Here is a 12214-nt window from a genome sequence, read left to right on the forward strand (position 1 = left end):
CCGTGAGCATGCCGCTCCCGGCTGTGAGCGCACTGTGCCCGCCTCCTGCGCGTCGCGCACGACACGCGCGGTTTCGCGTCGTGGGCGTGGCGCGGATCGCGACCGACCCCACGGCGGCGCCCGGGTGGGTCACAATGAGGGTCGTGGCGGACGGAGTGAGGGCCGAGAAGGCTCCCCCGGGGTGCCCGGTCGGCGTGGGCCGGGCGAGCCTGCGCGCCGTCGGGGACCCCGACACCGCCCCGCGGCGCCACCCCTGGGCCGACGTGCCGGCCGAGGCGGCCGACCGCATGCGCTCGGTCGTCCTCGACACCGGGGACGACATCATCGAGCAGGTCCGGGGCGAGGTCGCCGAGTACGCGCTGTCGATGGACGGCGTGTTCGGCCAGAACATCCGGCAGGGCGTGTCGGTGGCCCTGGAGCAGTTCCTGCAGCTCCTCGGCACCGACGACGACCTCCCCGACACCCGCGTCTACTTCGAGCTCGGGCGCGTCGAGCACCGCCACGGCCGCACCATGGACGCGCTGCAGAGCGCCTACCGGGTGGGCTCGCGCGTGATGTGGCGGCGCATCTCGGCGGGCAGCGACGCCTACGGGCTGGGTCCCGACGGCATCTTCCGGCTCGCCGAGGCGCTGTTCGAGTACACCGAGCAGCTCGCCGCGGCCTCGGTCGCGGGCTACGCGCACGAACAGAGCCTCACGGCGGGCTCCCGGCACGCCCGCCGGCACACGCTGGTCGCGGCGTTCCTGCGTACGCCCCCGCCGGAGGGTCCCGAGCTGGAGCGGCTCGCCCGCGAGGCGGAGTGGGCGCTGCCGCGCTCGCTCGCCGTCGTGGTGTGCGACGAGGACGCCACGCAGGCCGTCTGCCGGCGCCTGCCCGCCGACGTGCTCGGGTCACGGGTCGACGGGCTCGGGGTGCTCGTGGTGCCCGACCCCGACGGTCCCGGCCGCGCGGACGCCCTGCTCGAGGCGACCGCGGGCGTCACCGCGGTGGTCGGCCCGACGGTGCCGGTCGACCAGGTGGCGCGGACGGTGGAGCGGGCGCGGGCGGCGTGGCCGCTGGTCACGTCCGGCGACATCCGGCCGGAGCCCGACGACGACCGGCCCCGCGACGCGCGCCCCGCGTCGGGCCTGGTGCGCGCGGACGACCACCTGCTCGCGCTGCTGCTGCACGCCGACGTCTCGGTGACCGCCGACCTGGTGGCCCAGCGCCTCGAGCCGCTGCGCCGGATGACCGCCTCGGCGCGCGACCGCGCGGTGACGACGCTGCGGGCGTGGCTGGACGCGCACGGCGACATCGCCGAGACGGCGGGCCGCCTGCACGTGCACCCGCAGACGGTCCGCTACCGGCTGGCCCGGCTGAAGGAGTCGTTCGCGGGCGCCCTCGACGACCCGGTGGCCCGCCTCGAGGTGTCCCTGGCGCTGCGCTTCGGCGCCGCGTTCGCCGATCCCGCCGTCGAGGGCTGACGGCGGGACCGGGGCGCCCTCAGCGCGCCGGCGGCGCGTCGTGGACCGTGTACGCGGTCGCCGGGCGGGCGCCGAGCTCCGCGGTGAGGGCGGGCGGCGCCCCGTGCACCTCGACGCGGGCGCCCGAGCTCAGTCGCTGCACCCGCAGCTGGCCGAGGACGCGGACGAGCGCGGGCCCGCAGTCGCCGTCGAGACCGGAGAGGTCGATGACGAGCTCGGCCCACGCCTCGCGGGCGAGGCGGCCGCGCAGCGAGCGCAGGGCCCGCACCTGGGCCGGCCCGCCGGCGCCCACGGCGGCGAGCGCGACGCACCCGTCGTCGTAGCGGCAGAGGCCGACGCCGGCGCTCGCCTCGGGGTGTTCCTGCCCGCGGCGGACGGCCGCGACCCGCGCCTGCCGACGGCGCTGGTCGACCGTCCCCGTCAGGGCGGGACGTGGCGCGACCGGTCGGGACGACCTGGTCGGCCGTGGTTCGCTCGTGGCGTGGACTGACGACGTCATGGAGCACCTCCGCGAAGCCGCTCTGCTCGAACGGAGCCCGCAGCGGTCTCGGCGGGAGGGTCTACCGGGGGTCACCGATCGTGTACATCACGAAACGTGACCGGGACCACACGCTATCAGAGCTCGGCGCGCCGATCGGCCAACGTCTGCGCGAGGTCGCGGAGCTTGACGTTGAGGTCCTGCGAAGTGCGGCGCAGCGTGTCGAAGGCCTGGTCGGCCGTCAGCCCCCGCCGCTCCATGAGGATGCCCTTGGCCTGTCCGATGACGTCGCGCGACTGCACCGCCTCGGTGAGCTGGGTGGCGCGCAGCTCCGCGGCCTCCACCGCCTTCGCGCCGCGCAGCGCCACGGCGGCGTGGGTGGCGAACACGAGCGCGACGTCCTTGTCGGCCTGGTCGAGCCCGTAGGGGGTGCGCGAGTAGTAGTTCAGCGCGCCCATCCGCGGGCCGGCGTCACGGGGGAACATGCCCGTGGCGAAGACCGCGTGCAGGCCGAGGTCCGCGGCGGCGGGACCGAACCGGGTCCAGCGGGTGTCGTGGCGCAGGTCGGACGAGGCGGCGAAACCGAGGCCCGCGTCGAGGGTGGCCTCGACGCACGGGCCCTCGGTGTGCTCGTACTGCACCGCGTCGGCCTTGCTCGCGATCGGGTCGGTCTCGACCGGCGTCGTGAAGGTGGAGCCGTCGCGCAGGGTCACCGAGACCACGTCCGCGCCGACCACCTTCTGCGCGGACCGCACGATGCGCTCGAGCACCTCGATCACGCCGAGGCCGACCTCACCGATCGTGAGGGCCTCGCCCAGCGACACGAACTCCTCGGCGAGGGGCCCGAGTGCCTCCACATCGTCGTTCACGAACCGTTCCCGCTCCTCCCGCCACCTGTCCCCGCCGCCCACGCGACGGATCATCGCATCCCGGGGAAGCAGGGACGGGACGAGAGCGAGCTCAGGCCGCGACCGGCGCAGCGCGCTCCCGCAGCCGGCGCAGCGTCGCCACCGCCTTGCGGCCGACCGGCAGCGCCCGGCGGCGACGCTTCTCGATCGTCTCGTGCCCGCCGGGCAGCGAGAGACGCGCGATCTTCCACAGCACGCCGCCGTACTGCTTCCACATCGGGCCCGAGTGGTAGGGCAGCCCGTAGCGGCGGCACAGGTCACGGACCTTCGGCGCGATCCGCGCGTAGTGGTTGGACGGCAGGTCCGGGAACAGGTGGTGCTCGATCTGGTGCGAGAGGTTGCCCGTCATCAGGTGGAGCAGCGACGAGCCCTCGATGTTGGCCGAGCCGAGCATCTGGCGGACGTACCACTCGGCCTGCGTCTCGTCCTCGAGGCGCTCCTCGTCGAAGGTCTCCACCTCGACCGGGAAGTGCCCGCAGAAGATCACCGCGTGCGACCAGATGTTGCGGATGGTGTTGGCGAGGAACGCCCCCATCGCGGCCTGGACGAAGCCCGGGCCGGCCAGGGCGGGGCCCACCAGGTAGTCCTTGGCCAGCTGCTTGCCGGCCTTGCGGGCCATCTTCTTGATCTCGGGCATCTTCTGCGCCCAGGTGGCCTCGCCGCGCTGGACCTGGTCGAGCTCGAGGTCGAACATCCCGATGCCCCACTCGAAGATCAGCGCGAGGCCCAGGTTGGTCAGCGGCTGGATCAGGTGGATCGGCTGCCACGGCTGGTCGGGGTCGACCCGCAGCACGTTGTAGCCGATGTCCCGGTCCTTGCCCTGCACGTTGGTGTACGTGTGGTGCAGGTAGTTGTGCGTCTGCTGCCACCCGGCCGCGGTGGAGACGTGGTCCCACTCCCAGGTCGTCGAGTGGATCTCCGGGTCGCGCATCCAGTCCCACTGCCCGTGCAGGACGTTGTGCCCGATCTCCATGTTCTCGAGGATCTTCGCGACGGCGAGCGAGGCGGTGCCGAGCACGAACGCCGGCGGGAAGAGCGCGCCGAGCAGCAGCGCGCGGCCGGCGATGTCGAGGCCGCGCTGGGCCGTGATGACGCGGCGGATGTAGCGGGCGTCGGCCTCGCCGAGCGAGGACATGACCTCGTCGCGGATCGCCTCGAGCTCGGCGCCGATCCGCTCGACGTCGGCCACCGAGAGGTGCGCGGTGGAGGCGGTGATGTGCGCCCTGCTGGCCCCGGGGCGGCCCGGCCCGGTGGGCGTCTTGGCCTCGTTGATGCGGGTGACGTGCTCGGGGATGGTCTCGGGGTTCGCGAGGATCGTCATGAGGACCTCCTGGGCGCTGGGGAGCGGTGGTCTCTGGGGGTCGAGGTGGGGGTCGCCCGCCGTGGCCGGGCGGGGGCGCCGGCGGCCGCCGTCGTGTCGGCGGCCTCGGCGTCGGGCTCCGCGGTGACGCCCACGGTGGGGTGTTCGCAGCCCGGGACGCCGGTGATCAGGGCGGGGACCGACGGGCCGACGGGCTCCCGGTGGACCGGGACCGGTGCTCGTGCGATCACACGACCGACGGTAGGGACGCGGTCACCGTGCCTGCTACGCCGGAAACGAGGAGGTGGCGACCGGTTCTGTTGCATCTCCACAAAACTCCGCCGACATGGCGCCACCACGGCGAGTTCGTGGCCGTTCCTGCCGTTTCGTCCGGTTTCCCTTGCGACGCGCGTCGCGCCGCGCCAGCCTCGACCCGTGGCCGGTTGGGAGGCGTTCCGCACACACGCGCCGTCGATCGCCGAGGTCTTCGTCCGGCGGCACGCCGCGACCGGGAACCTCTGCCTGCTCGGGACGCTGCGTCCTGACGGCTTCCCGCGCGTCAGCCCCATGGAACCGCGGTTCTTCGAGGGCGAACTGTGGCTCGTGGGCATGCCCCGGACCGCCAAGTTCGACGACCTCGCCCGCGACCCCCGCTTCACGCTGCACACGGCCACCGTCGACACCCACGTCTCCGACGGCGACGCCAAGGTGTGGGGCACCGTCACCGACGTCCACGACGAGGCCCTGCACCGGCGGTTCGCCGAGGCGGTGTACGAGGAGATCGGCCTCGACATCCGCGGGGAGCCCTTCGAGCACTGCTACCGCGCCGGGTTCGTCGGCGCGTCCGCGGTGACCGTCACCGACGGGCACCTCGACATCACGACGTGGCGCGAGGGCTGGCCCGAGACCGTGGTGCGCAAGCACTGATCGGGACGGTCACCGCAGGGAGCGCGTGAGCAGCGTCGCGAGCGCCCCCCGGTCGGCCGCCCGCGGAGCGTTGCGGCCCACCGGGTCGGCGGCGGCGGTGGTGGCGAGCGCGTCGACCTCGGTGCGCCCCACGCCGAGCGCGCCGCCGTCGATCGCGGTCGCCACCCCGACCGCGCCGCACCAGTCCGCGAGCGCCCCCGGGACGGTCGCCACCGGCACGCCGAGCGTCTCGGCCACCCGGGCCCACGCGCCCTCGTCGGCGCCGGAGAGGCCGTCCTCGAGCGACCACGCGACGACCTCGGGGAGCACCATCCCCAGCGCGCGGCCGTGCACGACGCCGTGGTGCGCGGTCAGCGCGTGTCCCAGCGCGTGCACCAGGCCGAGCCCGCTGCGGGTCAGGGCCTGCCCGGCGAGGTGCGCCCCCAGGAGCATCTCGGCCCGGGCGGTGGCGTCGGCGCCGTCGGCCACCGCGACCGGCAGCCACCGCCACACCCGGCGCAGCGCCTCGGTCGCGAACGCCTCGGAGACGGGGCTGCGCCCGCGGCTGACCAGCGACTCCACCGCGTGCACGAGCGCGTCGACGCCGGTGGCCGCCGTGGGGCCCGCGGGCAGGCCGTGGGTGAGCACCGGGTCGAGGACGGCGACCCGCGGGGTGGTGCTCGCGTCGCCGCAGTAGACCTTGCAGCGCCGGACCGGGTCCTCGAGCACGCCGAACCCGTTGGTCTCGGCGCCGGTGCCCGCCGTCGTCGGGACCGCGACCAGCGGCAGTCCGGGACCGGACGGGTCCGCGGCGAGCCGGGCGATGCCCTTGGCGGCGTCCAGCGCGGAGCCGCCGCCGAGGGCGACGACGACGGGCCGGGTCCCGGGGAACGCGCCGGCCACGACGGTCGCGCCCGCCTCGACCGACGGCACCGTCGGGTTGCCGGGCACGTCGTCGACCACCACCGTCGGGCACCCGACCGCCGCGAGCACGGTCAGCGCCTCGTCGAGGATGCCCGCCGCCCGCAGGCCGGGGTCGGTCACGACGACCGCGCCGCCGGTCCGGGCGCCGGCGTGCACGTCGAGGACGTGGTCGCCGAGGCGCGCGAGCGCGCCGGGCCCGGAGTCGACGGCGGGCCCGGGCTCGTGGACGAAGGGGGTGGTCGCGGCGCACGCGCACGGGGCCGGTGCACGCGGAGCGGCGTTGCTTGCATCCAGTGGCAGGAAAGCCCCGCCGTCGGCGGCCGGGCGCGGCTGGACGGCGTTCACGGCGTGGTCCGGGTCGTGCTCACGGCGGGGCCTCCTCGACGGGGATCGGATGGTCAGACGGCGAGCGCGGCGCCCAGTCCGGGCGCCTGGGGGACGGCGAGGGTGCCGTCGGGGGCGGGCCAGAGCGGCTCGGTGAGCAGGAAGTCGCGCCGCCCCGGGGTCCAGCCGCCCGCCGGGTCGTAGGGGAACTCGAGGTACGGGCCGGCCCCGACCCCGGCCGCGACGTGCAGGTTCGCCAGCAGGCCGAGGCCGTTCGACCAGGTGTGCGGGGTGAACCGGCGGTGCCGCCGCGCCATCGACTCGGCGAGGTGGCGCGTCCGCGACATGCCCAGCGCGAGCACGACGTCGGTCTGCACGACGTCGAGGGCGTCGCCGTCGACGAGCGCGCGGACCGCGGCGGCGTCGTCGAGCATCTCCCCCGACGCGATCCGGATCCCGGGGTTCTCCGCGCGCAGCTGCCGGTGCCCGGCCACGTCGGCGTAGGGCAGCGGCTCCTCGATCCAGCCCGGCGCGTACTCGGCGAGCCGGCGGACCAGGCGCCGGATCCCGGCCAGCTCGACCGGGGGGCGGGTGTCGCCGGGCATGCGCCACGCCTGGTTGAGGTCGACGAGGACGTCGAGCCGCTCCCCCACGGCCGCGCGGACGGCGGCGACCGAGGCGACGCCGGGCTCGGGGTCGCGCGGGTCGACGCGGACCTTGACCGCGCGGAAGCCCCGCTCGACCAGCTCGGCCGCGTCGTCGGCCCGCCGCTGCGGGGCCTGCACCGAGCACCACGACGCGTACACCGGCAGCCGGTCGGCGACGCCGCCGAACAGCACCGAGACGGGCAGGCCCGCGACCTGCCCGACGATGTCCCAGAGCGCCGCCTCGAGCGGCCAGAACCGCCCGCCGTGGAAGGCGACCGACTCGATGCGGCGCACCTGCGGCTCGATCGCGAGCGGGTCGGTGCCCAGGAAGTGCTCCACGTGCGGCGCGAAGCCGGCCATGGTGTCGCCCGAGCCGACGCCGGTCACGCCCTCGTCGGTCTCGACGCGGACCACGGTGGCGGCGAAGCGCCGTCGCGGGTCGGGGTCCCACGCCGCGTGCATCGGCGGGTCCAGCTCGATCCCGTGCTCGGTCACCCGGATCGCGGTGATCTTCACGGTCCCGAGTGCACGCCGCCGCTGCTCGCCGCGACAAGCACGTCTTGCGGTGAGCGCAAGGACTCTGGTGAGGTGGACAGGTGGCGGGCGGCGCGGGATTGCGACGCGACGTCGACCTGCTCTCGGCCCTCTCCGCCCCCGAGGCGCAGGCGGCCGGCCTGGGGGTGTCGCGGCTGGCCGCGCTGACCGGGCGCACCGAGAGCCAGGTCTCGCGGGCGCTCGCTGTGCTCGCCGAGGAGGGGCTCGTCGAGCGCGACCCCGCGAGTCGGCGCTACGCCCTGGGCTGGCGGCTCTACGCCTTCGCCGCCCGGACCACCGAGGCGCGCCTGGTGCGCACCGCGGGCCGGGTGCTCGCCCGGCTCGCCGACCGGCTCGGCGTCGGGGCCCACCTCTGCCGGCTGCACGGCGAGGCCGTGGCGACCGTGCTCACCGTCGCCGGGGACGGCTCGCCCCCACGCACCGGGTTCGACGTCTCCGACATGCCGATCGTCGTCAGCTCCGCCGGCCGGGTGCTGCTCGCCTTCCGCGACGAGGCCGGGCTCGCGCGCCGGCTCGCGACCCGCGGCCTCGACCCGCGCCTCGCCGCGCGGGTGGTCGGCGACGGGATGGCGGTGGTCGACGGCGAGCTCGACCCGCGCCTGGCCGGGGCGTCGGCGCCGGTGCGCGACGTCCACGGCGGCGTGGTGGCCGCCGTCAACGTCTCCGGCCCCGCGGCGCGCGTGCGCCCGGTGCTGCCCGCCCTCGCCGCGGCGACCGTGGAGGCCGCGGGCGAGCTCTCCTCGCGGCTCGCCTCGCCGCGGGCGTGAGGGCGGGTACTCCCCCGCCGTGCTGCTCGTCGTCCTCCACCTGGCCGCGGTGTGGTTCTGCACCGGGCTGGTCTGGGTGGTGCAGGTGCTCGTCTACCCGGGCTTCCGCGGCGCCGACCGGACCGGCTGGCGCGAGCACCACGACCGCCACACCCGTCTCATGGCCCGGACGGTCAGCGGGCCGTGGGCGGTGCAGGGCGTGACCTGCGCGGTGCTGCTGGGGTGGCGGCCGGACGGCGTGCCGTTCTGGCTCGCCCTCCTGGCGGGGGTCTGCGGGGCCGCGACGGTGGCGGTGACGGTCGGCGTCTCGGTGCCCTGCCACCGGCGGCTCGCCCTCGCCTACGACGACGTCGTCCTCGACCGCCTCGTGCGCACCAACTGGTACCGCACCGCGGCGTGGACCGCCGGGGGTGTCGTGGCGGTCGCCATGGTCCTGCTCGCCGCCGGCGCCGGCGCATGACCAACTGCCTGGCGGTCGCGCCGCCCCGCACCCCTCAGCGGCGGCGGTGGGTCCCGACGGCGGCCCGGGCCGGGTCGAGCCGTCCGGCCAGCAGGGCCGCGTCGTCCCCGTCGTCGAGCAGCGAGTCCGCCGGCGGGAACGTCACCGCCAGCGGGCCGACCCGTAGCGTGCCGCTGCCGAGCACGGCGAACCGCACCCCGGCGCGGCCCCGCAGGGCGGCGTGGGCGCCGGGCGCGAGGACCGCGTCCATCCACGCGCAAGGTGCGGCGGGCCGGCGGCCGCCGAGCAGCACCGGGCCGTCGCCGGAGTCGAGCAGGACGTCGGTGCCGCGCAGCGCCTCGACGTCGAGACCCCGGGTCACGACGGTGCGCCGCGTCAGCACCGGGTCGAACGGCGGCACGCCCAGCTCGGCCGCCACCGCCTCCAGCGCCTCGGCCGCGATGATGGTCAGCGCGGCGTCGCGGTGGGCGGCGCGCCCGGCGTAGCGGTCCCCCACGACCCCGACGCCGGCGCGGAGCTCGATCGCGTCGGGTGACCAGGTGTCCACCGGCCGCGGGCCGTCCCACGGCCGCCCCTCGTAGGCGTGGCGCGACGAGACGACGAGGCGTTCGATCCGCACAGGTCCGTACCTCTTGATTCGGTCGAGGTCAGAGGTTTATACCTCTCCCGTGCGGGCCACCAGATCGGTCGAGGTGAGCGCCCGGATCGCCGCGCTCTGCGACGACCTCGGTCCCGGTGCCATGTTGCCAGGCGAACGGGAGCTCTCGGGACGGTTCGGGGTGTCGCGCGCGACCGTGCGCAAGGCGCTCGAGGAACTGATGGCCCGCCGGGTCGTCGAGCGCCGCCACGGCGCCGGCACCTTCGTGCGCCGCCCGGCCGTGGCGCAGCCGCTCATGGCGACCTCGTTCGGCGACGACATGCGCCGTCGCGGGCTCGTCCCGTCCTCGAAGCTCCTGTGGTCGGACACGGTCGTCGCCGACACCGAGCTCGCGGCCCACCTCGAGATGCCCGGCGGGGAACCGGTGCTGCGGGTGTGCCGCGTGCGGCTCGCCGACGACGAGCCGATGACGCTGGAGACGCTGCACGTCCCGGCCCACCGCGTCCCCGGGCTGCGCGGGGAGGACCTCGAGGGCGCGGCGTCCTACTACGACACCCTCGCGACCCGGTTCGGGCGGCGCATCCGGACGGGCACGCAGTCGGTGGCCCCGGTCGTGCTGGGTCGCGAGGAGGCGACGCTGCTCGGGGTCGAGCCCGGCGACGCCGCGCTGCGCTTCGTGCGCACCTCCCGCGACCAGCACGGGGAGGTCGTCGAGCGGGTCGACTCGCTGGCGCGCGGGGACCGGTACCTGATCGAGATGGACATCATGCCGCCGGGAGACGTCGCGGAGCGGAGCTCGACCATCGGGCCGGGAGACGCAGCGGAGCGGAGCTCGACCATCGGGCCGGGAGACGCAGCGGAGCGGAGCTCGACCATCGGGCCGGGAGACGTCGCGGAGCGGATGCCGTGACCTGTGTCGCCGTCGACCTCGGGCGTTCCGGGGCGCGCGTGCTGCGGCACGCGCCCGGGTGCGCGGACGCCCGGTGGACGACGACGGCCGGGGGCGGGCTGGGGGACGCGGGCGGGACGGCGTCGGTCGCCGCGGCGGTGCGGGTCGCGGTCGACGAGCCGCCGCGGCGCCGTGGAGCCTCGCGGTCGGCGCGCCCGGCGCCCTCACCCACCCCGGGGCCGCCGGCGAGCTGGCCGACCTGCTGGTGGCGGGCTGGGCGGGCCCGGATCCCGACGCGGTGACGGTGACGTCCGACGTCGTCGCCTGGCACGCCGGGGCGTTCCCGAGGGTGGGGTCGGTGAGCCAGGTGCTGCTCGTCGTCGGGACCGGCGCGGTCGCCCTGGGCGTCTCCCCCGACGGGCGGGTCCGTCGCGTCGACGGCCACGGCCTGCTGCTCGGGGACGCGGGCGGCGGGGCGCGGCTCGGGCAGGAGGGGCTGCGCGCGGCACTGCGCGCCCTCGACGGTGCCGGCCCGCCGACCGCGCTCGCCGGCCCGGCTCGACAGACCCTCGCGACGCGCCCCGACTCCCCCGCCGCGCTGGCCCGCTTCGCCCCGGCCGTGCTCGCCGCCGCGGAGGGGGGTGACGCGGTCGCGCGGGCCGTCGTCGACGAGGCGGTCACCGCGCTCGTCGCCACCGTCGACGCCGCCGGCGGCGCGCTCGCCGCGACCGAGTTCACCGTCGTCGGGGGGCTGGCGGACGCCCTCGCGCCGCGGCTGGCGGCTGCCCGGCCCGACCTCACGGTGCGTGGCCCGGAGGGCGACGCGCTCGCGGGGCTGCTGCGGCTGCGCCACGACCGGAGCACGCCGCACGAGCCGGCCGTCGTCCGCCGTCGAACGCCCGCCGCGGCGCCGGTGACCGAGCCGGTGACCGAGCCGGGCCTGGCCGCGGAGGTGGACCGGCTGCCCACCGAGGGCGTGCGCGCGGGGTCCGAGGAGCTCGACGCGCTCCCGACGGCGGACCTGGTCGCCTGCCTGCTGGACGGGCAGGCGGCGGCACCCGTCGCCGTCGCCGCCGTCGCGGGAGCGCTGGGGGCGGCGGTCGACGTGCTGGCGTGCGCCTTCCGCGCCGGGGGGCGCCTGGTCTACGCCGGGGCGGGGACCTCCGGCCGGCTCGCGATGCAGGACGCCGCCGAGCTGCCGCCGACCTTCGGCATCGACCCGTCCCGGACGCTCGCCCTGCTCGCCGGCGGTGCGGGCGCGGCGGGGGCGGCGGTCGAGAACGCCGAGGACGACGAGCCGGCCGGGTGGGCGGACGCGGCGCGGATCGGGGTCGGGCCGGGCGACGTCGTCGTCGGCGTCGCTGCCTCCGGGCGGACGCCCTACGTGCTCGGCGTGCTGCGGGCCGCCCGCGAGCGGGGCGCGGCGACGGTCGCCGTCGTGAACGCCGCCGCCAGCCCCGCTGCCGCGGTCGCCGGGATCACGCTGGAGCTCCTCACCGGCCCCGAGGTGCTGGCGGGCTCGACGCGGCTGGCGGCGGGCACGGCGCAGAAGGTCGCGCTCAACACGCTCACGACGGCGGCCATGGTCCGGGCCGGCGCGACGTTCGGACCGTGGATGGTCGGGGTGCGCATCACCAACGCGAAGCTGCGCCGCCGCGCGGAGCGGATCGTGCGCGACGCGACCGGGGTCGACATCGCCCGGGCCCGCGAGGCCCTCGCCGCCGCCCACGACGACGTCGCCACCGCCCTCGTCGTGCTCCTCGCGGGTCTCGACGGCGAGGCCGCCCGCGCCCGCCTCGCCGCCGCCGGGTCGGTGCGGGCCGCGGTCGAGCCGGGCGGCGGGGAGCAGGCCGGATGATCGTCGTCGGGCTGCTCTCGGGGACCTCGGTGGAGGGGCTGGACGCCGCGGTCGGCGCGGTGCGCTCGCTGTCGATGAGCCCTCCCCGAGGGGACGATCCGGCCGCTCTATCCGCACGAGGGTTCCCCTCGCGCGGC

Annotated in this window: 12 protein-coding genes; 6 read left to right on the forward strand and 6 right to left on the reverse strand. The window is 76.7% G+C overall.

Going from position 1 to position 12214, the window contains the following annotated elements; genetic code table 11:
* Positions 1-143 precede the first annotated feature (143 nt).
* Positions 144-1463 (forward strand): CdaR family transcriptional regulator, encoded by a 1320-nt coding sequence (locus HH311_RS33260; protein ID WP_169183951.1) that lies wholly within the window; start codon positions 144-146, stop codon positions 1461-1463.
* A 19-nt stretch (positions 1464-1482) separates the two neighbouring features.
* On the opposite strand, the gene HH311_RS12295 is transcribed toward HH311_RS33260, so the two are convergent.
* The 3 genes from HH311_RS12295 to HH311_RS12305 all read right to left on the reverse strand — a co-directional run bounded on the left by HH311_RS12295 (position 1483) and on the right by HH311_RS12305 (position 4065).
* Positions 1483-1962, reverse strand: coding sequence for a hypothetical protein (locus tag HH311_RS12295; RefSeq protein ID WP_169183952.1), 480 nt, complete (start codon positions 1960-1962; stop codon positions 1483-1485).
* 116 nt (positions 1963-2078) lie between these two features.
* Entirely contained in the window at positions 2079-2864 is a 786-nt protein-coding gene (locus HH311_RS12300; RefSeq protein ID WP_169183953.1) for a GAF and ANTAR domain-containing protein, read from the reverse strand.
* Positions 2865-2901: 37 nt separating this feature from the next.
* On the reverse strand, positions 2902-4065 hold the full coding sequence (locus HH311_RS12305; RefSeq protein ID WP_396027439.1) for a fatty acid desaturase family protein: 1164 nt from the start codon (positions 4063-4065) through the stop codon (positions 2902-2904).
* Positions 4066-4584: 519 nt separating this feature from the next.
* On the opposite strand from HH311_RS12305, the gene HH311_RS12310 reads away from it, so the two are divergent.
* Positions 4585-5076 carry a pyridoxamine 5'-phosphate oxidase family protein gene (locus tag HH311_RS12310; protein WP_169183955.1) on the forward strand — a complete coding sequence of 164 codons (492 nt, stop codon included), beginning with the start codon at positions 4585-4587 and terminating at the stop codon, positions 5074-5076.
* A gap of 9 nt (positions 5077-5085) precedes the next feature.
* Here the strand turns inward: HH311_RS12310 and HH311_RS12315 are convergent, their stop codons facing one another.
* Both HH311_RS12315 and HH311_RS12320 read right to left on the reverse strand, forming a co-directional pair.
* Positions 5086-6324 carry an iron-containing alcohol dehydrogenase family protein gene (locus HH311_RS12315; RefSeq protein ID WP_211190151.1) on the reverse strand — a complete coding sequence of 413 codons (1239 nt, stop codon included), beginning with the start codon at positions 6322-6324 and terminating at the stop codon, positions 5086-5088.
* Positions 6325-6377: 53 nt separating this feature from the next.
* Positions 6378-7466, reverse strand: a complete 1089-nt coding sequence (locus HH311_RS12320) for a mandelate racemase/muconate lactonizing enzyme family protein (RefSeq protein WP_169183956.1) — start codon at positions 7464-7466, stop codon at positions 6378-6380.
* Positions 7467-7546: 80 nt separating this feature from the next.
* On the opposite strand from HH311_RS12320, the gene HH311_RS12325 reads away from it, so the two are divergent.
* Together HH311_RS12325 and HH311_RS12330 are read left to right on the forward strand one after the other, a co-directional pair.
* The gene (locus HH311_RS12325; protein WP_169183957.1) at positions 7547-8272 is read left to right on the forward strand and encodes an IclR family transcriptional regulator C-terminal domain-containing protein; all 726 of its coding nucleotides are present in this window, start codon (positions 7547-7549) and stop codon (positions 8270-8272) included.
* Between the two features lie 19 nt (positions 8273-8291).
* A complete protein-coding gene (locus HH311_RS12330) occupies positions 8292-8732 on the forward strand; it encodes a hypothetical protein (protein WP_169183958.1) in 441 nt (146 codons plus the stop codon).
* A gap of 34 nt (positions 8733-8766) precedes the next feature.
* Here HH311_RS12330 and HH311_RS12335 read toward each other — a convergent pair whose 3' ends face one another.
* On the reverse strand, positions 8767-9351 hold the full coding sequence (locus HH311_RS12335) for an MOSC domain-containing protein (RefSeq protein WP_248292497.1): 585 nt from the start codon (positions 9349-9351) through the stop codon (positions 8767-8769).
* Positions 9352-9400: 49 nt separating this feature from the next.
* Between HH311_RS12335 and HH311_RS12340 the strand changes: the two genes are divergently transcribed.
* Positions 9401-10240, forward strand: coding sequence for a GntR family transcriptional regulator (locus HH311_RS12340; protein WP_312030104.1), 840 nt, complete (start codon positions 9401-9403; stop codon positions 10238-10240).
* A gap of 73 nt (positions 10241-10313) precedes the next feature.
* Positions 10314-12077 carry an N-acetylmuramic acid 6-phosphate etherase gene (locus tag HH311_RS12345; RefSeq protein WP_169183959.1) on the forward strand — a complete coding sequence of 588 codons (1764 nt, stop codon included), beginning with the start codon at positions 10314-10316 and terminating at the stop codon, positions 12075-12077.
* The last annotated feature ends 137 nt before the right edge of the window (positions 12078-12214 follow it).

Source organism: Actinomycetospora sp. TBRC 11914 (genome assembly GCF_012933465.1).
GTDB lineage: Bacteria > Actinomycetota > Actinomycetes > Mycobacteriales > Pseudonocardiaceae > Actinomycetospora.